Annotated in this window: 21 protein-coding genes, 1 tRNA gene and 1 pseudogene; 17 read left to right on the top strand and 6 right to left on the bottom strand. The window is 70.0% G+C overall.

The window, feature by feature from the left end:
- Both HW577_RS06280 and HW577_RS06275 read right to left on the bottom strand, forming a co-directional pair.
- Window positions 1-270: DUF3592 domain-containing protein (locus HW577_RS06280; RefSeq protein ID WP_198375279.1), on the bottom strand; the 270-nt coding region annotated here is incomplete at its 3' end.
- Window positions 271-352: 82 nt separating this feature from the next.
- Entirely contained in the window at window positions 353-805 is a 453-nt protein-coding gene (locus HW577_RS06275) for a GatB/YqeY domain-containing protein (protein ID WP_198375278.1), read from the bottom strand.
- A 188-nt stretch (window positions 806-993) separates the two neighbouring features.
- Between HW577_RS06275 and carA the strand changes: the two genes are divergently transcribed.
- From carA to HW577_RS06235, 8 genes are all read left to right on the top strand, one after another.
- On the top strand, window positions 994-2,367 hold the full coding sequence (carA, locus tag HW577_RS06270; RefSeq protein ID WP_198375277.1) for a glutamine-hydrolyzing carbamoyl-phosphate synthase small subunit: 1,374 nt from the start codon (window positions 994-996) through the stop codon (window positions 2,365-2,367).
- Entirely contained in the window at window positions 2,367-3,125 is a 759-nt protein-coding gene (locus tag HW577_RS06265) for an SDR family NAD(P)-dependent oxidoreductase (protein WP_198375276.1), read from the top strand. Before carA ends, HW577_RS06265 begins: the two co-directional genes overlap by 1 nt.
- Window positions 3,125-3,757 (top strand): LysE family translocator, encoded by a 633-nt coding sequence (locus tag HW577_RS06260; RefSeq protein WP_198375275.1) that lies wholly within the window; start codon window positions 3,125-3,127, stop codon window positions 3,755-3,757. The genes HW577_RS06265 and HW577_RS06260 overlap by 1 nt, the downstream gene beginning before the upstream one ends.
- On the top strand, window positions 3,754-4,026 hold the full coding sequence (locus HW577_RS06255) for a hypothetical protein (protein WP_198375274.1): 273 nt from the start codon (window positions 3,754-3,756) through the stop codon (window positions 4,024-4,026). Before HW577_RS06260 ends, HW577_RS06255 begins: the two co-directional genes overlap by 4 nt.
- A complete protein-coding gene (locus HW577_RS06250) occupies window positions 4,026-4,325 on the top strand; it encodes a hypothetical protein (RefSeq protein WP_198375273.1) in 300 nt (99 codons plus the stop codon). The genes HW577_RS06255 and HW577_RS06250 overlap by 1 nt, the downstream gene beginning before the upstream one ends.
- Before the next feature lie 4 nt (window positions 4,326-4,329).
- The gene (carB, locus tag HW577_RS06245) at window positions 4,330-7,575 is read left to right on the top strand and encodes a carbamoyl-phosphate synthase large subunit (RefSeq protein WP_198375271.1); all 3,246 of its coding nucleotides are present in this window, start codon (window positions 4,330-4,332) and stop codon (window positions 7,573-7,575) included.
- Between the two features lie 113 nt (window positions 7,576-7,688).
- Window positions 7,689-8,162: a transcription elongation factor GreA gene (gene greA / locus HW577_RS06240; protein ID WP_198375263.1), complete on the top strand. Its 474-nt coding sequence runs from the start codon at window positions 7,689-7,691 to the stop codon at window positions 8,160-8,162.
- Between the two features lie 73 nt (window positions 8,163-8,235).
- Window positions 8,236-9,477 carry a threonine ammonia-lyase gene (locus tag HW577_RS06235; protein WP_198375261.1) on the top strand — a complete coding sequence of 414 codons (1,242 nt, stop codon included), beginning with the start codon at window positions 8,236-8,238 and terminating at the stop codon, window positions 9,475-9,477.
- Window positions 9,478-9,577: 100 nt separating this feature from the next.
- Here HW577_RS06235 and HW577_RS06230 read toward each other — a convergent pair whose 3' ends face one another.
- On the bottom strand, window positions 9,578-10,054 hold the full coding sequence (locus HW577_RS06230) for an Lrp/AsnC family transcriptional regulator (RefSeq protein WP_198375260.1): 477 nt from the start codon (window positions 10,052-10,054) through the stop codon (window positions 9,578-9,580).
- A gap of 158 nt (window positions 10,055-10,212) precedes the next feature.
- Here HW577_RS06230 and trxB point away from each other — a divergent pair, with 158 nt between their 5' ends.
- The 4 genes from trxB to HW577_RS06210 all read left to right on the top strand — a co-directional run bounded on the left by trxB (window position 10,213) and on the right by HW577_RS06210 (window position 14,699).
- Window positions 10,213-11,187 carry a thioredoxin-disulfide reductase gene (gene trxB, locus HW577_RS06225; RefSeq protein ID WP_198375259.1) on the top strand — a complete coding sequence of 325 codons (975 nt, stop codon included), beginning with the start codon at window positions 10,213-10,215 and terminating at the stop codon, window positions 11,185-11,187.
- Window positions 11,187-12,080, top strand: coding sequence for a LysR family transcriptional regulator (locus HW577_RS06220; protein WP_198375257.1), 894 nt, complete (start codon window positions 11,187-11,189; stop codon window positions 12,078-12,080). Before trxB ends, HW577_RS06220 begins: the two co-directional genes overlap by 1 nt.
- A 391-nt stretch (window positions 12,081-12,471) precedes the next feature.
- Window positions 12,472-13,647 carry a hypothetical protein gene (locus HW577_RS06215; protein ID WP_198375256.1) on the top strand — a complete coding sequence of 392 codons (1,176 nt, stop codon included), beginning with the start codon at window positions 12,472-12,474 and terminating at the stop codon, window positions 13,645-13,647.
- 80 nt (window positions 13,648-13,727) lie between these two features.
- Window positions 13,728-14,699 carry a Bug family tripartite tricarboxylate transporter substrate binding protein gene (locus tag HW577_RS06210; RefSeq protein ID WP_198375254.1) on the top strand — a complete coding sequence of 324 codons (972 nt, stop codon included), beginning with the start codon at window positions 13,728-13,730 and terminating at the stop codon, window positions 14,697-14,699.
- 27 nt (window positions 14,700-14,726) lie between these two features.
- Here HW577_RS06210 and HW577_RS06205 read toward each other — a convergent pair whose 3' ends face one another.
- Both HW577_RS06205 and HW577_RS06200 read right to left on the bottom strand, forming a co-directional pair.
- The gene (locus HW577_RS06205) at window positions 14,727-15,383 is read right to left on the bottom strand and encodes a ribonuclease D (RefSeq protein ID WP_198375253.1); all 657 of its coding nucleotides are present in this window, start codon (window positions 15,381-15,383) and stop codon (window positions 14,727-14,729) included.
- A 25-nt stretch (window positions 15,384-15,408) separates the two neighbouring features.
- Window positions 15,409-15,495: transfer RNA gene (locus HW577_RS06200), tRNA-Leu, on the bottom strand.
- A gap of 133 nt (window positions 15,496-15,628) precedes the next feature.
- Between HW577_RS06200 and HW577_RS06195 the strand changes: the two genes are divergently transcribed.
- The 5 genes from HW577_RS06195 (at window position 15,629) to fzlA (ending at window position 24,226) form a co-directional block, all read left to right on the top strand.
- On the top strand, window positions 15,629-16,573 hold the full coding sequence (locus HW577_RS06195) for a complex I NDUFA9 subunit family protein (RefSeq protein ID WP_198375251.1): 945 nt from the start codon (window positions 15,629-15,631) through the stop codon (window positions 16,571-16,573).
- Window positions 16,574-16,788: 215 nt separating this feature from the next.
- Complete coding sequence (locus HW577_RS06190; protein WP_198375250.1) at window positions 16,789-18,228, top strand: NAD(P)-dependent oxidoreductase; 1,440 nt, start codon at window positions 16,789-16,791, stop codon at window positions 18,226-18,228.
- 5 nt (window positions 18,229-18,233) lie between these two features.
- Window positions 18,234-22,772, top strand: a complete 4,539-nt coding sequence (gltB, locus tag HW577_RS06185; protein WP_198375248.1) for a glutamate synthase large subunit — start codon at window positions 18,234-18,236, stop codon at window positions 22,770-22,772.
- Window positions 22,773-22,888: 116 nt separating this feature from the next.
- Window positions 22,889-23,398, top strand: a complete 510-nt coding sequence (locus HW577_RS06180; protein WP_198375247.1) for a hypothetical protein — start codon at window positions 22,889-22,891, stop codon at window positions 23,396-23,398.
- A 159-nt stretch (window positions 23,399-23,557) separates the two neighbouring features.
- Window positions 23,558-24,226, top strand: a complete 669-nt coding sequence (gene fzlA / locus HW577_RS06175) for an FtsZ-binding protein FzlA (protein WP_198375245.1) — start codon at window positions 23,558-23,560, stop codon at window positions 24,224-24,226.
- Between the two features lie 6 nt (window positions 24,227-24,232).
- On the opposite strand, the pseudogene HW577_RS06170 reads toward fzlA, so the two are convergent.
- Window positions 24,233-24,629 (bottom strand): annotated as a pseudogene (locus HW577_RS06170) (tetratricopeptide repeat protein); the annotation flags it as partial.

The following is a 24,629-nucleotide window of genomic DNA, read 5'->3' as shown; positions in this document are numbered from 1 at the left end:
GTCCGCCTCATGGATCACCGTCACGCGCGCGCCGGGCGGCAGCCGGGCCGGGTCGGCCGGCGCGCTCGCCCGCGCCTCCACCGCCTCGCCCCGCGCCGTGGTGAAGGCGAAGACCGGATAGGAGGCAGCCCGCCGCCCGCCCGAACTCTCAAGGCGCAGCACCACCGCCTCGGCCCGCTCGCCGCCGGAGGCCAATGCCCGGCGCTCGCTTTCCATCGACCAGGTCACCCCGGCCACCATGACCGAACAGGCAAGGCAAAGAGCTGCCATGCCCCACCGCCGGCGGGGCGGCGCCAGGGGCGGGATGACACGCGGCCGGCGGGGCTTGCGTCGGCGGCGGCGCGCCATGGGTTCAGCCGCCCAGGCGCGCCTTCACCATCGGCCCGGCCTTGGCCATGTCGAGCGTCGCGGCGTGCTTCGCGCGCAGCACCGCCATCACCTTGCCCATCTCCTTGATGCTCGCCGCGCCGGCCTCGGCGATGGCGGCGTCGATCGCTGCGGCCATGGCGGCCTCGTCCATCTGCTGCGGCAGGAAGGATTCGATCACCGCGATCTCGGCTTCCTCCTTCGCGGCCAGTTCCTCCCGCCCGCCCTGGCGGTACATCGTCACGGATTCGGCGCGGGACTTCGCCATGCCGCGCAGCATGGCGACGATGCCGGCATCATCCACCGGGGGGCCCGGCCGGGCGGCGATGTCGGTGTCCTTCAGCTTCGCCTGGATCATCCGCAGCGTGGAGACGCGCGCGGCTTCCCCCGCGCGCATCGCGGCCTTGAGTTCATCCATGAAACGGTCGCGCAGGGACATTGCAGGCATCCTCGTCTGATCACGCGGCATATAGCGCAGCGCAGCCCCAGGGAGTGCCGCGGCGCTGCATCGCGCCGCAATCCGAGAGACGTGCCGCGGCGCTATAGCGCGGCCCGCGCCTGGGAGGAAATTTCCCACCAACGCGATTCACCTTGCCCTGGGAATTCTCTTCCCGGTATCAGGGCGCCATGCGCACCGTGGAAGAGATCATCAGCCTGCTCGGCGGCCCCGAGGCGGCGGCGACCCGTTGCGGCGTCGGCACGGAGGCCATCCGGAAATGGCGCCAGGCGCGCGCCATCCCGGCCAAGCACTGGCCCGCCGTCCTGGCCGCGACCGGCCTCGCCCTGTCCGACCTTCCCGGCGCCCCCGCCGACACGACCCGAACGGAGCCCCCCATGGCCGCCACTGCCGAGACCCCGCCCGAAGGGGCGACGGGCTGCCTCGTCCTCGCCGACGGGACCATCTTCTGGGGCCGCGGCTTCGGCGCCGAGGCCGCCTTGGTCGGCGAGATCTGCTTCAACACCGGCATGACCGGCTACCAGGAGACGCTGACCGACCCGTCCTATGCCGGGCAGGTCATCACCTTCACCTTCCCGCATATCGGCAATGTCGGCACCAACGCCGAGGACCTGGAGAGCATCACCCCCGCCGCGCGCGGCCTGATCGTGAAGCAGGACGTAACCGAGCCCGCCAACTGGCGGTCCACGAAGCATCTCGACGCCTGGCTCGTCTCCCACGGCATCCCGGGCCTCGCGGGCATCGACACGCGGGCGCTGACCGCGCGCATCCGCGACAGCGGGGCGCCGAACGGCGTCGTCTGCCACCGCGCGGATGGGCGCTTCGACATCGCGGCGCTCAAGGCCCAGGCGGCCGGCTGGCCGGGGCTGGAGGGGATGGACCTCGCCAAGGAAGTCACCTGCCGCCAGTCCTTCGGCTGGGACGAGACGGAATGGGCCTGGCCGGCCGGCTTCGGCCGCCAGGCGGCGCCGCGCTTCAAGGTGGTGGCGGTGGACTACGGCGCGAAGCGCAACATCCTGCGCTGCCTGGCCTCGGCCGGCTGCGAGGTGGTGGTGGTGCCGGCGACGGCGACCGCCGATGAGATCCTCGCCCACAAGCCCGACGGCGTGTTCCTCTCGAACGGCCCGGGCGACCCGGCCGCGACGGGCACCTACGCGATCCCGGCGATCCGCGGCGTGCTCGACAAGCGCGTGCCGGTCTTCGGGATCTGCCTGGGGCACCAGCTGCTGGCGCTCGCGCTGGGGGCGAAGACCTACAAGCTTGCGCGCGGGCATCGCGGCGCGAACCAGCCGGTGAAGGACCTCGAGACCGGCAAGGTCGAGATCACATCGCAGAACCATGGCTTCGCGGTCGATCCGAAGACGCTGCCGGCGAATGCGAAGGTGACGCATGTCTCGCTGTTCGACGGCACGAACGAAGGCATCGCCGCGACGGACCGGCCGGCCTTCTCCGTGCAGTACCACCCGGAGGCGAGCCCCGGGCCGTCCGACAGCCACTACCTGTTCCACCGCTTCGTCGAGATGATCGAAAGGAACCGCGCGTGATGTTCGACCTTTCCGGGCGCGCCGCCCTCGTCACCGGCGGCAATGGCGGCATCGGGCTCGGCTTCGCGCGCGGGCTCGCGCGGGCTGGCGCGGCGGTGATGGTCGCCGGGCGCAATGCCGAGAAGAATGCGGCGGCCGTCGCGGAACTGAAGGCGCTGGGCGCTGAGGCCGACAGCGTGACGGTGGACGTGACGGACGAGGCGTCCATCCGCGCCATGGTCGCGACGACGGCGGAGCGCTTCGGCCGGCTCGACATCCTGGTCAACAACGCCGGCACCAACATCCGCAACCGGCCCGAGGTCTATCGGATGGAGGACTGGCACACGGTGCTGTCCACCAACCTGACCTCCGGCATGATCGCGGCCCAGGCGGCGCATCCGTGGCTCAAGAAGGGCGGCGTGGGGCGCGTGATCAACAACGGCTCGATGCTGTCGATCTTCGGCCTGCCCTTCCATGCGGCCTATGGCGCATCGAAGGGCGGCGTGGTGCAGATGACGAAGTCCATGGCTGTCGCGTGGGCGGCGGACGGAATCACGGTGAACGTCATCCTGCCCGGCTGGATCGACACGGACCTGACGAAGAAGGCGCGGCAGGACATGGCGACGCTGCACGACGACGTGCTGCGGCGCTCCCCCGTCAAGCGCTGGGGCACGCCGGGCGATTTCGAGGGCGTGGCGGCGTTCCTTGCGAGCGACGCGGCGGCCTTCATCACGGGCGTGGCGATCCCGGTGGATGGCGGGTTTTCGGTCCACGGCTGATGCCCTCGGTCGAGACCCTTCTGGTCTTCGCCGCGCTGTCCTTCGGGCTCGCGGCGACGCCCGGGCCGAACATGCTCTACCTCGTCTCCCGCGCGCTGGCGCAAGGGACGGGGGCGGGCATGATCTCACTCGTCGGCTGCCAGGCGGGCTCGCTCGTCATCATGCTGTGTGCCGCGGCGGGGCTGACGGCCGCGCTGTTCGCCGTGCCGTATGCCTGGGACGTGCTGCGGATCGGCGGCGCGGCCTATCTGGCCTTCCTCGCGTGGCAATGCGTGCGCCCGGGCGGGCAGCCGATCTTCTCGCCGCGCCCGATGCCGCAGGAACCCCCGCTGCGCCTGTTCTCGGTGGGCTTCGCCACGGCGGCGCTGAACCCCAAGGTCGCGATCTTCTACGTGGCGGTGCTGCCGCCCTTCATCGACCCCGCGCTCGGCAGCGTCTTCGTGCAGGGCGCGATCCTGGGCGCAGTGCAGATCGGCGTCGCGATCGTCTTCGACGGGCTGCTGGTCTATGGCGCGGCCGGTGTGGCACGCTTCCTCGGCGCGCGGCCGGCCTGGATGGCGGCGCAGCGCTGGATCCTCGGGGCCGCGCTGGCGCTGATCGCGGTGAAGCTCGCGACGGAGAGCCGGTCATGAGCATCGGCATCACCGGCCTGTTTGCGCTGGCCTATTCGGGCCTCGTGCTCTTCGCGCTGGCGCACAGCCTGCGGAAGCTGTTTCCGCCGATGCGCGCCGCGCTGACCGCCTTCGCGCTGTCCGCCGCCGTGCATGGCGCAACGACGCTGCTGGCCGGCGACCAGGGCGGCCTCGCTCTTGCCTTCTGGGCGGTGCCGCATCTGCTGATCCTGCCGGTGCTGCTGCTGAGCGCGCGGCGCCAGGCGGCGCGCGAGGCGGACGGCAGGTGATGTATTACGGCCTCGACGCCCTGGCGCATGGCGCCGTCGCCGCGCTGGTCGCCCTGCTGCCGGCCGTGCTGCTGTTCTGGCGCATGACGGCGCCGCTCGCCGCAGGGCCGCGCGCGCTCCGCCCCTTCGTCGCCTGCTCCGCCGCCTTCGGCGCCATGGCGGCCTTCGCCGGCGCCTATGCCCTGGGCTACGAACGCAGCGGCTACGCCGACGAGGCGATGGGCGGCGCGCTCGTGGCCGGCGGTGGCGCGATCCTGGTCGCCTTCCTCATCCTCCTTCTCCTGCCGCGGAAAGCCTGATCCCATGCCGAAGCGCACCGACATCAAGTCCATCCTCATCATCGGCGCCGGCCCGATCGTCATCGGCCAGGCCTGCGAGTTCGACTATTCCGGCGCCCAGGCCTGCAAGGCGCTGCGCGCCGAGGGCTACCGCGTCATCCTGGTGAATTCGAACCCGGCGACGATCATGACCGATCCGGGGCTGGCGGATGCGACCTACATCGAGCCGATCACGGTCGAGATCGTCGAGAAGATCATCGCCAAGGAACGGCCGGACGCGCTGCTGCCGACCATGGGCGGGCAGACCGCGCTCAACACCTCGCTCAAGCTCGCGGAAGCCGGCGTGCTCGAGAAGTATGGCTGCGAGCTGATCGGCGCGAAGGCCGAGGTCATCGACAAGGCCGAGGACCGCCAGAAGTTCCGCGACGCGATGGCCAAGATCGGCATCGAGAGCCCGCGCAGCGAGATCGCCCACACCATGGCCGAGGCGGTCGAGGCGCTGCGCAAGGTCGGCCTGCCCTGCGTCATCCGCCCCTCCTTCACCCTCGGCGGCACGGGCGGCGGCATTGCCTACAACCGGGAGGAGTTCGAGCAGATCGTCTCCGCCGGCCTCGCCGCCTCCATGACCACCGAGGTGCTGATCGAGGAGAGCGTCCTGGGGTGGAAGGAGTTCGAGATGGAGGTGGTCCGCGACCGCGCGGACAACTGCATCATCATCTGCTCCATCGAGAACCTGGACGCGATGGGCGTGCACACGGGCGACAGCGTGACCATCGCGCCGGCGCTGACGCTGACCGACAAGGAATACCAGCGCATGCGCGACGCCTCGATCGCGTGCCTGCGCGAGATCGGCGTCGATACCGGCGGTTCGAACGTCCAGTTCGGCATCAACCCCGCCGATGGCCGCATGGTCATCATCGAGATGAACCCTCGCGTGTCGCGCTCCTCGGCGCTGGCGTCGAAGGCGACCGGCTTCCCGATCGCCAAGGTCGCGGCGAAGCTCGCCGTCGGCTACACGCTCGATGAATTGCAGAACGACATCACGAAGGTCACGCCGGCCTCCTTCGAGCCCACGATCGACTACGTGGTGGTGAAGATCCCGCGCTTCACCTTCGAGAAGTTCCCCGGGACGCCGGCGACGCTGACCACCTCGATGAAGTCGGTGGGCGAGACCATGGCGATCGGCCGGTCCTTCGCGGAAGCCCTGCAGAAGGGGCTGCGCGGGCTGGAGACGGGGCTGTCGGGCCTGGATGACGTGCCGGTGCCGGGCGACGGCTCCGCGCAGGCCTTCCATGCCGCGCTCGCGACCCCGCGGCCCGACCGCGTGCTGATGGCCGCACAGGCGATGCGCGCGGGCGTGTCGCTCGAGGAGATCCACGAGGCGTCGAAGTTCGACCCCTGGTTCCTGCGCGAGGTCGAGAAGATCGTCGCCGCCGAGCGCGAGGTGCTGACGGGCGGCCTGCCGCAGTCGGCGACGGCGCTGCGGCGGCTCAAAGCGCTCGGCTTCTCGGATGCGCGGCTGGCCACGCTCGCCCGGGTGAAGGAGACGGAAGTCGCGGCCCTGCGCGCGCGGCTCGGAGTGCAGCCGGTCTACAAGCGCATCGACACCTGCGCGGCGGAATTCGCCTCCGAGACGCCCTACATGTACTCGACCTATGAAGGCGGCATCGGCACGCCCGCCTGCGAATCCCGCCCCACGGCGCGGCAGAAGATCATCATCCTCGGCGGCGGGCCGAACCGCATCGGCCAGGGCATCGAGTTCGACTATTGCTGCGTGCACGCGGCCTACGCGCTGAAGGAAGCCGGGTTCGAGACCATCATGGTCAACTGCAACCCGGAGACGGTCAGCACCGACTACGACACCTCCGACCGCCTGTACTTCGAGCCGCTGACGGCCGAGGACGTGATCGCCCTGATCCGCAAGGAACAGGAGAGCGGCGAGGTGCTCGGCTGCATCGTGCAGTATGGCGGGCAGACGCCGCTCAAGCTCAGCCAGGCGCTGCACAAGGCCGGCATCCCGATCCTCGGCACGAGTGCCGAGGCCATCGACATCGCCGAGGACCGCGAGCGCTTCCAGCTGCTGCTGCGCGGGCTCGGCCTGCGGCAGCCGCAGAACGGCACGGCCCGCACGCTGGACGAGGCGGTCCGCGAGGCGAACCGCATCGGCTACCCGGTCGTCGTCCGCCCCTCCTACGTGCTGGGCGGCCGCGCGATGGAGATCGCGTACAATGACGAGCAGCTGCGCCGCTTCGGCGCGGAGGCGGTCAAGGTCTCGGGCGAGAACCCGATCCTGATCGACCAGTACCTGCAGGACGCGATCGAGGTCGATGTGGACTGCATCTGCGATGCCGACGGGCGCGTCTACGTCGCCGGCGTCATGGAGCATATCGAGGAAGCCGGCATCCATTCCGGCGATTCCGCCTGCTCGCTCCCGCCCTATTCCCTGCCGCCGGCGATCGTGACGGAGCTGAAGGCCGAGACCGAGGCGATGGCCCGCGCGCTCAAGGTGCAGGGGCTGATGAACGTGCAATACGCGGTCAAGGACGGGGAGATCTTCGTCCTCGAGGTGAACCCGCGCGCCTCGCGCACCGTGCCGTTCGTGGCGAAGGCCACGGGCGTGCCGGTGGCCAAGATCGGCGCGCGCGTCATGGCCGGCGCGCGGCTGTCCGAGTTCAACCTCGACGACGACGCCGTCTCCCGCCACGTGGCGGTGAAGGAGGCGGTCTTCCCCTTCAACCGCTTCCCCAACGTGGACGTGATCCTGGGGCCGGAGATGAAGTCCACGGGCGAGGTGATGGGCCTGGACCTGTCCTTCGAGCGGGCCTTCCTCAAGTCCCAGCTCGGCGCCGGGGTGAAGCTGCCGGAGGCCGGGACCGCCTTCATCTCGGTCAAGGAGACCGACAAGGCGGCGGCCGTGACCATGGCCCGGCGGCTGGCGGATATGGGCTTCCGGATCGTCGCGACCCGCGGCACCGCCGCCCGGATCCGGGAGGCGGGGCTGGAGGTCGCGGTGATCAACAAGGTCCTGGAAGGCCGGCCGCATTGCGTGGACGCGATCAAGTCGGGCGACATCCAGCTCGTGATCAACACCACGGGGGGCGGGCAGTCGGTGGCGGACAGCTTCGACATCCGCCGCAGCGCCCTCACCCACGGGATTCCGCACTACACGACGGCGGCCGGGGCGAGGGCCGCGGTGCACGCGATTGCGGCCCTGAAGGCCGGAACCCTTGATGTGGCGCCCCTGCAAGCGTATTTTGCTACGCCGTTCTGACCGCAAGGGGGCCTTCCGGGGCCCCCGCGCCGTCTTTCCCCCACCGACCGCCAGGCCCTGGCTGAACCGGACCGCGGGCCGGTGGGGCCGCATTCGTTTGGGAAGGTTTCGCCGTGCAGAAGTTCCCGATGACCGCCGAAGGCCTCGCGCGTCTCGAGGAGGAACTGAAGGTCCTGAAAGGCGAGGAGCGACCGGCCATCATCCGGGCGATCGCCGAGGCGCGCGCGCATGGGGATCTTTCGGAGAACGCCGAGTACCACGCCGCCCGCGAACGGCAATCCTTCATCGAGGGCCGGATCGGTGAGCTCGAATCGATCATCCCCTCCGTCGAGGTGATCGACGTGGCGCGCCTGTCGGGCGAACAGGTGAAGTTCGGCGCCAAGGTCACGATCGTCGACGAGGAGAGCGAGGACGAGAAGACCTACCGCATCGTCGGCCAGTACGAGGCCGACATGAAGAACGGGTCGATCTCCATCACCTCCCCGCTGGCCAAGGCGCTGATGGGCAAGAAGGTGGGCGATTCGGTCGAGGTCCCCGCCCCCGGCGGCGCCCGGTCGGTCGAGATCACCGCCGTCCGCTTCGCTTGAATTCGCCCCCGGGCGCCCCGGCGCCCTTCGGCCAGCGCGGCGCCGAGGCCGCCATGTCCCGCGAGGCGACGCCATGCCGTCATCCTTGACGAAACCAGTCCTCGACGCGGCGGCCTCGGTCACGCTCGCCGACATCCGCGCGGCGGCCGAGCGCATCCGCGGCGCCGTGCTGCGCACGCCCACCATCGAGAACCCGGCGGTCAGCCGCGCCGCGGGCACGCGCGTCTTCCTCAAGCTCGACAACCTGCAGGCGACCGGCGCCTTCAAGGAACGGGGCGCGGCCAACCGGCTCGCGCTGCTGACGCCGCGGGAGAGGGCCGCGGGCGTCATCGCCATGTCCGCCGGCAACCATGCCCAGGCGGTCGCCCGCCACGCGCAGTTGGCCGGCGTCGCCGCCACCATCGTGATGCCGCGCTTCACCCCGGCGACGAAGGTGGTGCGCACGGAATTCTGGGGCGCGCGCGTGGTGCTGCACGGGGAGACGCTGGCCGAGGCCGCCGCCCATGCGCACGACCTCGCGCTGCGCGAAGGCCTGGTCTTCATCCACCCCTATGACGACCCCGCCGTGATCGCCGGCCAGGGCACCATGGTGCTCGAGATGCTGGAGGACGCGCCGGCGATCGAGGTGCTCGCCATTCCCGTGGGCGGCGGCGGCCTGTGCGCCGGCATCGCCAGCGCCGTCGCGGAACTGCGACCGGGCATGCAGGTGTTCGGCGTGGAGGTGGAAGGCTACCCGGCCATGGCGCAGCGGCTCGCCGGCCAGCCGGTCAGCGTCGGCGGGCCGACCATCGCCGAGGGCATCGCCGTGCGCGACGTGGGGGAATGCCCGCTCGCCATCCTCCGCAGGCTCGGCGTCGAGGTGCTGCTGGTCCCCGAACGCGCGGTGGAACAGGCCGTGGCCTTGCTGGCCGAGGGCGCGAAGGTGGTGGCCGAAGGCGCGGGTGCGACCGGGCTCGCCGCCATCCTCACCTATCCCGAGCGCTTCCGCGGCAAGGTCGCGGGCACCACGGTCTGCGGCGGCAACATCGATGCGCGCGCGCTGTCCAACGTGCTGCTGCGGCAATTGCTGCGGGACGGGCGCATCCTGCGCCTGCATTTCGACATCCCGGACCGTCCTGGCGTGCTGGCCGACATCGCCAAGCGCATCTCCGATGTCGGTGGCAACGTGATCGAGGTGAAGCACCAGCAGCTGTTCGGCGCGCCGACGGTGCAGAGCACCGAGCTGCACCTGATGGTGGAGGTGCGCGACGCCGCGCAGGGCGATGCCGTGATCGCGGCGCTCGAAGCCCGGGACTACGTGGTGCGGCGGGGCTGACGCCCTGCGGACTTCGGTCTCGGGCCACCAGCCCGTGTCGTCGGTGGCCTGCCTGTCCACGTCCTTCGCTGGACGTCTGGCAGATGTCGCGGGCAGGACCCTACGCCACCGGCACGCCCGCCTCGTCCTTCGCCGTCCGGATCGTCTGCAGGGTCTGCACGCGGAGCACGGCGGGAGCGTTCGTCAGCCGCGCCGTCAGCTCGTTCTCATGCGCCGTGTCGCGCGCGACCAGGCGCAGCAGGAAGTCGCCGCCGCCGCGGATCATGTGACATTCCCGCACCTCGGGCCAGGAGGCGGCGAGCGCCTCGAAGGCGTCGAGCACCGCCTGCTTCTGGGATTCGAGGCCGACCAGGGCGAAGAAGGTCACCTCCCAGCCCAGCGAGACCGGATCGATGTCGGCATGGTAGCCGCGGATGATCCCCGCTTCCTCCAGCCGGCGGACGCGCCGCAGGCAGGGCGGCGCGGAGAGGTTCACCCGCCGGGCGAGTTCGACATTCGTCATCCGGCCATCGGCCTGGAGCTCGGCCAGGATGTGCCGGTCCACCGAATCGAGGCCGGGGTCTTGTTCACGCGTCATTGCATTCGGTCATTCTGTCGTATCGCATGCTTCGTTGCTCGGCTGCCTTCACTGGCGCAATATCCTTGCAGCCGCCCGCCGCTTCAAGGCTTCGGGTTGTGGCGGCGGCAGGGCTGGCCGATATCGGCATGGCCCCAACAGGACATGGACTCCCGATCGTGGCCGAGACGCATCGCACCCGCCTCCTCATCATCGGCGCCGGACCGGCGGGCTACACGGCCGCGATCTACGCGGCGCGGGCGGGGCTGGCGCCGATGGTCGTGGCCGGCATGCAGCCCGGCGGGCAGCTGACCATCACCACGGATGTCGAGAACTACCCAGGCTTCGCCGAGGCCATCCAGGGGCCCTGGCTGATGGACCAGATGCAGAAGCAGGCCGAGCACGTCGGCGCGAAGGTGATGTTCGACCTCGTCACCGCCATCGACCTCGCCCGCCGGCCGTTCAGGGCGACCTGCGATTCGGGCGACGTCTACGAGGCCGAGGCGGTGGTGATCGCGACCGGCGCGCAGGCGAAATGGCTCGGCATCCCGGGGGAGAAGGAACTCGGCGGCTTCGGTGTCTCCGCCTGCGCGACCTGCGACGGCTTCTTCTACCGCGGCAAGGATGTCGCCGTGATCGGCGGCGGCAATTCCGCGACGGAGGAGGCGCTTTACCTCTCGAACCTCGCCCGCCACGTGACGCTGATCCATCGCCGCGACAGCCTGCGCAGCGAGAAGATCCTGCAGCAGCGGCTGTTCGCGAAGCCGAACGTGACGGTGCTGTGGGACACGATCACGGAGGAAGTGCTGGCCGACGCCTCCGGCCGAGTCCCCGTCGCGCGCGGCCTCGCGCTGCGCCACGCCCGCAGCGGCGAGCGCAGCGAGCTGAAGGTGGACGGCGTCTTCGTCGCCATCGGCCACGCGCCGGCGACCGCCCTGTTCCAGGGCCAGGTCGAGATGGACGAAGGCGGATACATCGTGACCGTGCCGGGGACGACGCGGACCTCCATCCCCGGCGTCTTCGCCGCCGGCGACGTGCAGGACAAGGTCTATCGCCAGGCGGTCACCGCCGCCGGCACCGGCTGCATGGCGGCGCTGGAGGCCGAAAAATTCCTCGCGGCGGCGGATGCCGAGACCGAGCAAGTCGCCGCCTGATGCCGATCGACTGGGACAAGCTCCGCGTCTTCCACGCGGTCGCCGAGGCGGGGTCCTTCACCCATGCGGGGGAGACGCTGAACCTGAGCCAGTCGGCCGTCTCCCGCCAGATCCAGGCGCTCGAGGAAGCGCTGACGGTCCCGCTGTTCCATCGCCACGCGCGCGGCCTGATCCTGACCGAGCAGGGTGAGACGCTGAACCGCACGGTTCGCGAGGTCTTCGCCAAGCTCGCCATGACCGAGGCCATGCTGACCGAAAGCCGGGAACGGCCGGCCGGGCGGCTCAAGGTGACGACGACGACGGGCTTCGGCAGCGCCTGGCTCGCCCCCCGCCTGCGGCGGCTGCTCGACCTGCATCCCGAGATCAGCGTGACGCTGCTGCTGGACGATTCCGACCTCGACCTCGCCATGCGGGAAGCCGATGTCGCGATCCGCATGCATCCGCCCAAACAGCCGGACCTGATCCAGCGGCACATCGCGACCTTCGGCTGGAAGGTCTGCGGGTCCCCCACCTACCTGAAGGGCACGGGCATCCCGCAGCGGGTCGAGGATCTCGATGCGCACCGGCTGATCGTCTACGGCGACTACCGCCCGCCCATCGATAACATCAACTGGCTGGCGGAAGCCGGGCGCCGGCCGGGCACGCCGCGGCGCGCGGCGATCGAGATCAACTCCCTGCCCGGCATGCTGGAAGCCGTGCGCAGTGGCCTCGGGCTTGCCGCCCTGCCGGACTACATCAGCGGCGACATCGACGACCTCGTGCAGGTGCTGCCAGGGGTGAAGGCGCCGCGGATCGAGGCCTTCTTCGTCTACCCGGAGGAAATGCGCCATTCGAAGCGGGTGGCGGTCTTCCGCGACTTCCTGATGGCGGAGCTGGTCGGGACGGGCGCCTGACACAGTCTGTCACGCAAATCACACGGGGTTTCCCGGATGACATGCGCAGAGCGCATGGCGGGGTGGTTGAGATCGGGAATCACGCGTGTGGGTTGTGGCCCTAACTTTTGGTCATCCGGCGACTAGGTCGGAAGGGGTCCTTCGGATCCCTCGTCTCCCAGACGTGAAGCCTCCCTGTTGACTTGGCCCGGCGCCTTCATGGCAGCCGGGCCTTTCTTTTTCGGGGCGCGCGCCGCCGCTGTGGTTCCGCCGCCACGCGCGGCGGCAAGGACGCAAGCCCCCGAAAGCGTGAGCACGCCGATGTTGCGGAGCGATTCCGCGGCCCGTTACGCTCGCTCCACGTTCGGGCGCGCCGGTGGGGGGTGCGCTGGTCCGCCGGGGGATCACTGCCATGCGTTTTCGCCACCTGCTCGCCGCCGGAGCGGCGCTCCTGCTCGCCACCGCCGCGCAGGCGCGCGACCCCTTCGGCATCGTGCTCAATGTCGACGGCCAGACCGGCAGCGCCGGCTTCACACGGATCGAGGACGCCTACCGCTCGCTCGACACGGCGGGGCTACAGTCGATCGTGGCGGGCTACACCGACACCTCGGCGGCGACCGCCGACATCAACCTGCGCGGCGTGCCGGCGCAGGGCATCTTCACCCTGAACTCGCCGGCGCTGCGCATCGTCATCCCCGGCGCGGGCATCGACATCACCTTCAACGGCGCGACGCGCGACGAAAGCCGGCAATTGTTCGAGGACTGGCTGCGCGGCCAGGGCTCCTCCGAGGTGAACCGCGTGCTGCGGCTGGCCGCGGCCACCACCTCGATCGACCCGGTCGCCGGCAACCCGAACGCGGCGATGAACCAGTTCGTCGCCGCCGATTTCGGCCGGGCGATGGAAACGGCGGTCGGCGGCGGCTCGGGCTTCGGGCTCGGCGTGCGCTTCGGCTCCTTCAGTTCGGCGGGCTACAACACGCGCTCGGTCTCGCTGCCGATCAACCAGACCTTCACCCTGTCGCCCAACGACACCATCGAGCTCGACTTTCCGTTGACCTGGACGGACACGGAAGGCGCGCGGTCCTATGCCGGCAATCTCGGCATCCTCTATCGCCGGCGCGTCCTCGACTGGTGGACGCTGCAGCCTTCCTTCCGCATCGGCGGCGTCGGTTCGATCGACCTCGGCGGCGGGTCCGGCGTCTATTCGGCGGCGCTCAACTCGACCATGCGCTTCGAATTGCCGGCGGATTTCCGCTTCGTGCTGGCCAACGGCATCACCTATGTCTCGACCTTCCCCGTCTCGGTCGGGTCCTACTCGATCGACTACGACCTCAAGAACATCGTCTACCGCAACGGCGTCGTTCTCTCCCGCGACCTGGGCGTGGAGGTGGCGGGGCGGCCGCTGGTGGGATCCGTCTTCGCGGTCGACACGCGCTTCACCGGCGACGACGTCTATATCCGCAACTACCAGGAATTCGGCGCATTCGCGCAGCTCGGCCGCGACAGCCCGGCCAGGCTCGGCTTCACCTTCCTGACCGGGGATCGCGGCGTGCGGGGCTTCTGGCTGAGCACCGGGGTGCAGTTCTGACGCCGCCCCTGCGCGGCGCTTGACGCCGCGGGCCATTCCGGACTGCCATCCTCCCAACGACAAACCTGGGAGGAACAATCATGCATCACGTCACCCGGCGGGCGGCGCTCGCGCTCGCCGCCGCGCCGCTCGCATCCGCCGCCGTCGCGCAATCCACCTGGCCCAGCGGCTCCATCCGCTTCATCGGCCTGTTCCCGCCGGGCGGCGGCACCGACATCCTCTCGCGCCTGTGGTGCCTGAAGATGAGCGAGATCACCGGCCAGCAATTCGTGGTCGAGAACCGCGCCGGTTCGGCCGGCAACATCGGCACCGAAGCCATCGCCCGCGCCACGCCGGATGGCAACACGATCGGACTCGCCTCGGTCGCGCCACTGTCGATCGGGCCGACGCTCTATGCCCGCCTGCCCTTCAACCCAGCGCGGGACTTCTCCTACGTCTCGGGTCTGTGGCAGCTGCCCAACCTTCTTGTCGTGAACAACGACGTCCCCGCGCGCAGCGTGCCGGAACTGATCGCGCTGCTGCGCGCGAACCCGGGCAAGTACGCCTATGCCTCCTCCGGCTCGGGCACCACGGTCCACATCTCGGGCGAGATGTTCAAGACGATGGCGGGCGTCGACATGCTGCACGTGCCATATCGCGGCGCGGCGCCGGCGCATGTGGATATCCAGGGCGGGCGCGTGCACATGATCTTCGACAACATCCCGCAGGGCCTCGCGCTGCACCGGGAAGGCAAGGTGCGCGCGCTGGCCGTCACCGGCGCGCAGCGCAGCCCGGCGGCACCCGAGATCCCGACCATGGCGGAATTCCTGCCGGGCTTCGAGATCAACTCCTGGGGCGGCGTGATGGGCCCGGCGGGGATGCCGCCGGCCATCGTCGCCCGGCTGAACGCGCTGACGAAGCAGGCGCTCGAGACCGACGACCTGAAGCGCCGCTTCCTCGAGAATGGCGCGACACCCTGGTACACGACGCCGGAGGAGCTCGCGACCTATCGCGCGGCCAACGAGGCGGCGCTGGCGCCGATCATCCGGGCCTCCGGCGCGCGCGTGGACTGACGCGCGCGGCGCGAGAGGCGGCCGGCATCAGTGGGAGAGGATGTCGGGGTCCTCGTAGCCCAGCAGGTCGAGCTTCCCGCGCGTGGGCAGGAAGCGGAAACAGGCCTCGGCGATGTCGAGCCTGCCTTCGCGCCGCAGCAGGCCTTCGAGCTTCGCCCACAGCGCGTGCAGGTGAAGCACGTCCGAGGCGGCATAGGCGAGCTGCTCGGGCGTCAGCTCCGGCGCGCCCCAATCCGAGGTCTGCTGCTGCTTCGAGATCTCGACGCCGAGCAGCTCCTTGCACAAATCCTTCAGCCCGTGCCGGTCGGTGAAGGTGCGCACGAGCTTCGCCGCGACCTTCGTGCAGACGACCGGCGCGGTCGTGACGCCGAGGCAGTGGAACAGCACCGCGACATCGAACCGGGCGAAGTGGAACAGCTTCGTCACCGCGGGGTCGGCCAGCAGCTTGCGCAGGTTCGGCGCGGCATAGCCCTGCCCGCCGAGGCTCGCGGGGATCAACTGGACAAGATGCGCCGAACCGTCGCCCGAGGAGAGCTGCACGAGGCAGAGCCGGTCCCGGTGCGGATTGAGTCCCATCGTCTCCGTGTCGATCGCGACGATGCGGCCCAGGTCGAGCCCGTCCGGCAGGTCGTTGCGATGCAGGCGGATGGTCACGCCGCCATGCGTGAACAGGGTGGTGCCCAATCTATCCGCGCCTTGGGAGAGAGAGTGGTGCCCAGGAAAGGACTCGAACCTTCACAGCCTTGCGGCCACAGGTACCTGAAACCTGCGCGTCTACCAATTCCGCCACCTGGGCAGGGGGTCGGCGCCTTGCGGCGAGGCCGGGCGTTTACGCGCAGCCGCCGGCCCCGTCAAGCGGGCGCCTTGAGGCCGCGCGAGGCGCCCCATATGGTCCAGGGCATCCAATTCCGAAGCGGGGTAGCAGGGGCATGGACAATCGCCGGGTGGCGACGGTGTTCGGGGGCGCGGGCTTCATCGGCCGCCATATCGTCCAGCGTCTTGCGAAGCAGGGCTTCATCGTCCGCATCGCCGGGCGGGACACGGAGAAGGCCGGGAAACTGCGGACTCTCGGCGCCGTCGCGCAGATCGTGCCGGTCGCGGCGAGCGTGACGGACGAGGCCTCCGTCGCCCGCGCCGTGGCGGGGGCGGAGGTGGTCATCAACCTCGTCGGCATCCTCTTCGAGCGGAAGGAAGGCGACTTCGCCCGCATCCAGGCCGAAGGCGCGGGGCGCGTGGCGCGGCTGGCCGCGGCGGCGGGCGTGCGCAGGCTCGTGCACCTGTCCGCCATCGGCGCCGATGCGGCCAGCGAGAGCCTGTATGCCCGCACCAAGGCGGAGGGCGAGGCCGCGGTGCGGGAGGCCTTCCCGGCCGCGACCATCCTCCGCCCCTCGGTCGTCTTCGGGCCGGAGGACCAGTTCTTCAACCGCTTCGCGGGACTCGCCGCGGTGCTGCCGATCATGCCCGTGGTGGCGGGCGAGACGCGCTTCCAGCCCGTCTATGTCGGCGACGTGGCGGATGCCGTGATGGCCGCGATCGGGCGGGAGGACACGGTGGGCAGGACCTATGAGCTCGGCGGCCCGCGCGCGATGAGCATGCGCGACGTGCTGGCCTTCGTGCTGGAGGCCACGGGGCGGCGGCGGATGCTGGTCGACCTGCCCGACCGCCTGGTCGAGTTCCAGGCGCGGATGGGGGAGAAGCTGCCGACCCCGCCGCTGACGCGCGACCAGCTGATCCTGCTGCGCCGCGACAACCTCGTCGCGGAAGGGGCGCTGACGCTGGCCGACCTGGGCATCGCGCCCAAGGCGGTGGAGGCGATCGTCCCGGCCTATCTGGCGCGGTTCCGGCGGGGTGGCGTGCGGCGGGCGGCGGCCTGATACGTCCGATTCGGCCGCAATGAGGCGGCAGTTATCTACGCCGGGTTAGTGCCGGATACCGCTCGGCCAAAGATGGGACAAAAAAACTGTCCTATTGGCGGAGAAAGGACTCGCGCGCCCTGGATACATGCCGTAAGTGACCCGGCGCCGGGGGGCCGGCGACCGATCGTGCACGCCCCCGTCCCGGCAGGAACACGCCGTCCCCGGGGGTCCGCATGGCCGAGAAGATGCTCCAGTTCGTCCGCCTTCAGCAGCGGCAGCCGGACAAGCGCGACGCCTCGGCGCGCCGGGCCGACTGGGGCGAGGTGTATGAGGCCTTCGCGCAGGAGGCCGCCGGCCAGCAGGCCTCCCGCTGTTCGCAATGCGGCGTGCCCTTCTGCCAGGTGCATTGCCCGCTCAACAACAACATCCCGGACTGGCTGAAGCTGACCGCCGAAGGGCGGCTCGAGGAAGCCTACGAGGTCGCCGCCGCGACCAACACCTTCCCCGAGATCTGCGGCCGCGTCTGCCCGCAGGACCGCCTCTGCGAAGGCAATTGCGTCATCGAGAAGGGCTTCGAGTCGGTCACGATCGGCGCGGTGGAAAAGTACATCACCGACACCGCCTGGGAGAAAGGCTGGGTCAAGCCGCCCATGCCGGTGCGCGAACGCCCGCAGACCATCGGCATCATCGGCGCCGGCCCGGCGGGCATGGCCGCCGCCGAGCGGCTCCGCACCATGGGCTACCAGGTCACGCTCTACGACCGGCACGACCGCGCCGGCGGGCTGATGATCTACGGCATCCCCAACTTCAAGCTGGAGAAGGACGTCGTCGTCCGCCGCTGGCAGCAATACGTCATGGGCGGCATCCAGTTCCGCCTGAACACCATCGTCGGCCGCGACGTCACGCTGGGCGAGCTGCGCCAGCGGCATGACGCCGTGCTGGTCGCGACCGGCGTCTACAAGGCGCGTGACATCGACTGCGCCGGCGCGGTGCTGCCGGGCGTGGTCGCCGCCCTCGACTACCTGATCGCGTCGAACCGCAAGGGCCTCGGCGACGAGGTGCCCGCGTTCGACAGCGGCGCGCTGAATGCCGAGGGCCGCCACGTCGTCGTCGTCGGCGGCGGCGACACGGCGATGGACTGCGTGCGCACCGCGGTGCGCCAGGGCGCGGCCTCGGTCACCTGCCTCTATCGCCGCGACAAGGCGAACATGCCCGGCTCGATGCGGGAGGTGAAGAACGCCGAGGAGGAAGGCGTGCGCTTCGAATGGCTTGCCGCGCCCGAAGCCTTCCTCGGCACCGAGAAGGTCGCGGTGGTACGCGCCCAGCGCATGCATCTCGGCCTGCCCGACGCCACGGGGCGCCAGCAGGTGGAACCGATCGCCGGCGCGGAGTTCGAGGTGAAGGCCGACCTGGTGATCAAGGCGCTCGGCTTCGACCCCGAGGATCTGCCCGCCGCCTTCAACGAACCCGCGCTGACGGTCACGCGCTGGGGCACGCTGAAGGTCGACCACCGCACGATGATGACGGCCGTGCCCGGCGTGTTCGCCGCCGGCGACATCGTGCGCGGCGCCTCGCTCGTCGTCTGGGGCATCCGCGACGGGCGCGATGTCGCCGAGCAGATCCACCAGTTCATCCAGGCTCGGGCCGAAGCCCCGGCCATCGCGGCGGAGTGACAATCATGACGCAGCCCGAGACCGGTTCCGCCTTCGTCGCCGCCCACGCCAGGGGCCGCGACCTGCTCGCCTCCGCCGCCCATATCGACATGACCGAGCACGATGCCTGCGGCGTCGGCCTGGTCGCGGCCCTCGACGGCAAGCCGCGGCGCGAGGTGGTGCAGGCGGGGATCGACGCGCTGAAGGCAGTGTGGCACCGCGGCGCCGTCGATGCCGACGGCAAGACCGGCGACGGCGCGGGCATCCATATCGAAGTCCCCCAGGACTTCTTCGCGGAAGTCGTGCGGCGCGGGGGCGACCGCGTGCGCCCCGGGCGCATCGCCGTGGGCATGGTGTTCCTGCCCAAGACGGATCTCGGCGCGCAGGAACGCTGCCGCCAGATCATCGAGAGCGAGATCCTGAACGCCGGCTACGCCATCTATTCCTGGCGCCAGGTGCCGATCAACGTCGCCTGTATCGGGGAGAAGGCGAACGCCACGCGCCCCGAGATCGAGCAGATCCTGATCTGGGACCCCGAGCAGCGCGACGTCGAGACCGCCGAGCGCGACATGTTCGTCATCCGCCGGCGGATCGAGAAGCAGGCGATCGCGGCGCAGATCCCCGAGCTCTACCTGTGCTCGCTCTCCGCCCGCTCGATCATCTACAAGGGCATGTTCCTGGCCGAGAGCCTGACGGAATTCTACCCTGACCTGCTCGATGAGCGCTTCGTCAGCCGCTTCGCGATCTACCACCAGCGCTACTCGACCAACACCTTCCCGACCTGGCGGCTGGCCCAGCCCTTCCGCATGCTCGCCCATAACGGCGAGATCAACACGCTGCACGGCAACGCCAACTGGATGAAGAGCCACGAGACGCGGCTCGCCCATGCGCTGCTCGATCCCTTCATGGAGGATCTGAAGCCGATCGTTCAGGCGGGCGGGTCGGACACCGCGACGCTCGACAACGTGTTCGAACTGCTGGTCCGCGGCGGGCGCGACGCGCCGATGGCCAAGGCGCTGCTCATCCCCGAAAGCGTCAGCAACAACGCCACCATGTCGGCCGCGCATCGCGAGCTGTTCATGTACTGCAACGCGGTGATGGAACCCTGGGACGGGCCGGCGGCGATCGCCGCGACGGACGGGCGCTGGGTGATCGCGGGCCTCGACCGCAACGGACTGCGGCCGATGCGCTTCACGCGCACGGTCGACGGGCTGCTCATCGTCGGGTCCGAGACCGGCATGGTGAAGATGGCCGAAGACCGCATCGTCCAGAAGGGGCGCCTCGGGCCGGGACAATGCATCGGCGTCGACCTGGATGAAGCGCGCTTCTACGAGGACGCCGCGCTGAAGGACACGCTCGCCGCCCGCAAGCCCTTCGGCCAGTGGACGTCCCGCACGACGCGCATCGACGAGATCGTCAAGGCCGAGCGCGACGAGCGCGCGAACTTCCAGGCCGAGGAGCTGCGCCGCCGCCAGCTCGCCATGGGCTACACGCTCGAGGAGCTGGAAGGGATCCTCCACCCGATGGTGGAGGATGCGAACGAGGCCGTCGGTTCGATGGGCGACGACACGCCCATCGCCGTGCTGTCGAGCCAGTATCGCGGCCTGCACCATTATTTCCGCCAGACCTTCAGCCAGGTCACCAACCCGCCGATCGACAGCCTGCGCGAGACGCGGGTGATGACGCTGCGCACGCGGCTGGGCAACCTCGGGAACATCCTCGACGAGGACCCGACGCAGTGCGACATGCTGATGCTCGAGAGCCCCGTGCTGTCGAACGCGCAGTTCGAGGCAATGCGCGGTTACATGGGGGCCACCGTCGCGACGGTGGACTGCACCTGGCCGGTCGCCGATGGCGAGGCCGGGCTGCGCCGCGCCATCGAGCGCATCCGCCGCGAGGCGGAGGAAGGCGTGCGCTCAGGCTGCGCGCATGTGATCCTCACCGATGAAGCGCAGGCGGAGGATCGCGCGGCGATCCCGATGATCCTCGCCGTCGGCGCGGTCCAGACGCACCTCGTCAAGAACGGGCTGCGCACCTTCACCTCGCTCAATGTCCGCGCGGCGGAGTGCATGGACGTGCACTACTTCGCCGTGCTGATCGGCGCGGGGGCCACGACGGTGAATGCCTATCTCGCGCAGGAGAGCATCGCCGACCGCCATCGCCGCGGCCTGTTCGGCAATATCGGCCTGGGCGAGGCCGTGGGCCGCTACAAGAAGGCGGTGGACAAGGGCCTGCTCAAGGTCATGTCCAAGATGGGCATCGGCGTCCTCTCCTCCTATCGCGGGGGGATGAACTTCGAGGCGATCGGCCTCTCCCGCGCCCTGGTGGGGGAATTCTTCCCCGGCACGCCGTCCCGCATCTCGGGCATCGGACTCTCGGGCATCGCGCGGCGCGTGCTCGCGCTGCATGAGAAGGCGTGGCAGCAGGGCGCGGTCGCGCTACCCGTGGGCGGGCTGTACAAGCTGCGCCGGCGCGGCGAGGTGCACGCCTTCGACGGCAACCTGATCCACACGCTGCAGAAGGCGGTCGAGACCGACAGCTACCAGACCTATCGCCGCTATTCCGATGCGGTGCGCAAGTTGCCGCCGGTCGCCCTGCGCGACCTGCTCGACTTCCGCATGGAAGGCCGCGCGCCGGTGGCGCTCGAGGAAGTCGAGAGCATCACGGAGATCCGCAAGCGCCTCGTCGCGCCGGGCATCTCCCTCGGCGCCCTCAGCCCCGAGGCGCATGAGACGCTCTCCATCGCCATGAACCGCATCGGCGCACGGTCGGATTCCGGCGAGGGCGGGGAGGACCCCGCGCGCGCCAAGCCCCGCCCGAACGGCGACAACGCCAATTCCGCGATCAAGCAGATCGCCTCGGGGCGCTTCGGCGTGACGGCGGAATACCTCAACAACTGCCGCGAGATCGAGATCAAGGTCGCCCAGGGTGCCAAGCCCGGCGAGGGCGGGCAGCTGCCCGGCTTCAAGGTGACGGGGCTGATCGCCAAGCTGCGGCATTCGACGCCGGGGGTGACGCTGATCAGCCCGCCGCCGCACCACGACATCTACTCGATCGAGGATCTCGCGCAGCTCATCTACGACCTCAAGCAGATCAACCCGGATGCGACGGTCTGCGTGAAGCTGGTCAGCCGCTCGGGCATCGGCACGATCGCGGCCGGCGTGGCCAAGGCGAAGGCAGATGCGATCCTGGTCTCCGGCCATTCGGGGGGCACCGGCGCATCGCCGCAGTCCAGCATCAAGTATGCCGGGCTGCCGTGGGAGATGGGCCTGTCCGAGACCCACCAGGTGCTGCTGCTGAACCGGCTGCGCCACCGGGTGAAGCTGCGCACCGATGGCGGGCTCAAGACCGGGCGGGACGTGGTAATCGCGGCCATGCTCGGCGCCGAGGAATTCGGCATCGGCACCGCCTCGCTGGTGGCGATGGGCTGCATCATGGTCCGCCAGTGCCACTCCAACACCTGCCCCGTCGGCGTCTGCGTTCAGGACGAGGCGCTGCGCGCCAAGTTCACCGGCACGCCGGAGAAGGTCATCAACCTCTTCTCCTTCGTGGCGGAGGAGGTGCGCGAGATCCTCGCCTCGCTCGGCTTCCGCAGGCTGACGGACGTGATCGGCCGCACCGACCTGCTCCAGCAGGTCAGCCGCGGCTCGGAGGACCTCGACGACCTCGACCTCAACCCGCTGCTCGTGCAGGCCGATGCCGGCCCGCATGCCTCCTACTGCACGCTCGAAGGCCGCAACGAGGTGCCGGAGACGCTGGACGCGGAGATGATCCGCGATGCCGACGCGCTGTTCCGGCACGGGGAGAAGATGCAGCTCCAGTACAACATCCGGAACACGCATCGCGCGATCGGGACGAAGGTCTCCTCCCGCATCACGCGCCAGTTCGGGATGAGCGGGCTGCAGCCCGGCCACCTGACCGTGCGCCTGCGCGGCTCGGCCGGCCAGTCGCTCGGTGCCTTCGGCGTGCGCGGGCTGAAGCTCGAAGTCTTCGGCGACGCCAACGACTATGTCGGCAAAGGGCTCTCGGGGGCGACCATCGTCGTGCGGCCCGCGCCATCCTCCCCGCTGGTGTGGAACGAGAACACCATCATCGGCAACACCGTGCTCTACGGCGCGACGGCCGGCGAACTGTTCGCCGCCGGCCAGGCGGGCGAACGCTTCGCGGTGCGCAATTCCGGCGCGACCGCGGTGGTGGAAGGCTGCGGTGCCAATGGCTGCGAGTACATGACCGGCGGCACGGTCGTGATCCTCGGCGCGGTCGGCGACAATTTCGGCGCCGGCTTCACCGGCGGCCAGGCCTTCGTCTACGACGCCGAGGGCACCTTCGAGCTGCGGGTCAATCCCGACACGCTGCTCTGGTCCCGCGTGCAGCACCCGCATTGGGAAGGCGTGCTGTGCGACCTGATCGCGCGCCATGTGGCCGAGACGGGCAGCCGCTTCGCCGCCCGCCTGCTGAACGAATGGGCGAGCGAGCGGAACCGCTTCTGGCAGGTGGTGCCGAAGGAATACGCCAAGTACCTGCCCGTGCCGATGGCGCCGGAGCAGGCTGTCGCGGCCGAATGACCGGCCGGCGCGCCGGGTGAAGCGCTTCACCCGGCGCCGCCGCCGCCCCTTCCATCGACGTGACGGGGCGTTAATCTCGGCGGCGCCCCGTCTCCGCCGATGAAAGGACCGGCCTCATGCGCCTGGTGCCCCTCGCCCTCGCCGCCCTTCTCGCGCTGGCCGCCCCGGCCTCGGCGCAGAACGTGCGCAACCTCGCCTCGATCAATGGCTGGACGGCGTATATCGCCGAGACCAACGGCCAGTATCTCTGCGGCATGGGCACGCAGGCTAACAACCAGGGCCGATTCTTCTGGATCAAGGTGGAGCGGCTGCAGGGAAACCTGCACGGCTTCATCCAGCTCGGCGACCGCAGCTGGAACGTCAGGCGCGAGGCGCGCGGGCGCGTCGTGGTGGCGATCGACCGCCAGACGGCCGACCTGAACTACACCGGCACCTCCCAGCCCGACATGATCGAGGCCTCCTACCAGGGCGCCTTCAACAACTTCATCCGCTTCGTGGAGGCCTTTGCCCTCGGCCTGCGGATGCAGATCACCTTCCCGGGCGAGACGGTGGACCCCTGGATCGCCGACCTGCGCGGCACGCGCGCGGTGACGGAAGCCTTCCTGTCCTGCGCCCGGCGGATCTGATACCGGCCGGCCGAATGCTTCGACCGCCGGCTTTTGCCTTTGCGTGCCCGCAGGCGCCGGGCGGGCCGCGTTCGCGGCCTCGGCACGCGGGAAGGACCGGCGCCCCCGGCATGACCCACCTTTGCGCGACACGGGGGCGGGTGGCATAAGCCCGGCATCGTGCGGCTCCTGTTCCACCTCCCCCTCTCGCCCTTCTCACGCAAGGTGCGCCTCGCCCTGGCGGAGAAGCGCATCCCCTTCGACACGCGCATCGAGCGCGTGTGGGACCGGCGGGAGGATTTCCTGGCGATGAACCCCGCCTGCACCGTGCCGGTGCTGGTGGAGGACAACGGCCTGACGATCGCCGATTCGACCGCGATCTGCGAATACCTGGACGAAGCCTATCCCGACATGCCGCTGCTCGGCCGGACGCTCGCCGAACGCGTGGAAGTGCGCCGCCTGGTCGCCTGGTTCGACGGCAAGTTCCACGCCGAGGTCGGCATGAACCTGCTGTACGAGAAGCAGATGAAGCGGCTGATGGGCCGCGGCAACCCGGACGCGACGGCGATCCGCGCCGGCTACGCCAATCTCCGCCCGCATCTCGAATACATCGGCTGGCTGGCGGAAACCCGGCCCTGGCTTGCCGGCACCTCGCTGACGCTGGCCGACCTCGCGGCCGCCGCGCAGCTCTCGGCACTCGACTTCATCGGCGATGTGGACTGGTCGCTGAACGAAGCGGCGAAGGACTGGTATGCGCGGATGAAGTCGCGCCCCTCCTTCCGCCCGCTGCTCGCCGACCGCGTCTCCGGCGTCACGCCGCCGGCGCACTACGCCGACCTCGATTTCTGAGGATCGCTACCGGCTCGCCGGCCCGGCCTCGATCAGCGCCATGTTCTGCGCCGCGAGATCGGCCGCCGCACCGTCGGGGGCGAGTTCGATCACCCTTTCCCAATCCGCGCGCGCGCCCGACGCATCGCCCTGCAATTGCCGGATGATGCCGCGTTCCAGCAGCGCCTCGACATTCTCGGCATCGAGCCGCAGCGCCTGCGCCACGGCGTCGGCCGCCGGCGCGACGCGATCGAGCCGCCGCAGCGCCGAGGCCTTCAGCACCCAGGCCTCCGCGACCGTCGCATCCGCCGCGACCGCGCGCTCGACATCGGCCAGCGCCTCGGCCGGGCGGTCGAGCGCGAGCGCGGCCATGGCGCGCTCGGTCAGTAGCGCGGGGTTCGCGGGCGTCAGCGCGAGCGCGAGC

The sequence above is a fragment of the Neoroseomonas rubea genome, from assembly GCF_016106015.1.
Lineage (GTDB): Bacteria > Pseudomonadota > Alphaproteobacteria > Acetobacterales > Acetobacteraceae > Neoroseomonas > Neoroseomonas rubea.
This window is presented reverse-complemented; position numbering and strand designations above follow the sequence as displayed.